The organism is Paenibacillus sp. KS1 (assembly GCF_001680695.1).
In the GTDB taxonomy this organism is placed as follows: Bacteria; Bacillota; Bacilli; order Paenibacillales; family Paenibacillaceae; genus Paenibacillus_B; species Paenibacillus_B suaedae.
In genome coordinates this window covers 1-372 of sequence record NZ_MAIS01000326.1, presented here as the reverse complement: position 1 = coordinate 372, position 372 = coordinate 1, and the positions used below count along the sequence as shown (strand labels likewise).

Here is a 372-nt window from a genome sequence, read left to right as displayed (position 1 = left end):
CGATAGAACCTACCAAACCTTTTGTTTCAATTAAACCCAATGCTTCCGATTTCATGTTACATTCCTCCTACGAGTTTTGTGAGAATAAAGCGCTAGCTCCGAACAAAACTTACTTCGGAAGCATAGGCTTATATATATGATTTATTGAATTATGCCTTAGCAGGCGGAAGGATGTTCTCCACTTCGCTGTGGGGACGAGGAATCACATGTACCGACACGAGTTCCCCTACATTCTTCGCGGCCGCGGCGCCGGCATCCGTCGCCGCCTTCACCGCTCCTACATCGCCCCGTACCATCACGGTAACAAGTCCGCCACCTATCATCTCTTTGCCAATCAGGGTGACATTGGCCGCTTTGACCATAGCGTCCGCT

At 49.7% G+C, this 372-nt stretch carries 1 protein-coding gene; it reads right to left on the bottom strand.

The window, feature by feature from the left end; genetic code table 11:
- Positions 1–149 precede the first annotated feature (149 nt).
- On the bottom strand, positions 150–372 hold a 223-nt coding region (locus BBG47_RS28515), incomplete at its 5' end, for a BMC domain-containing protein (protein ID WP_065294494.1).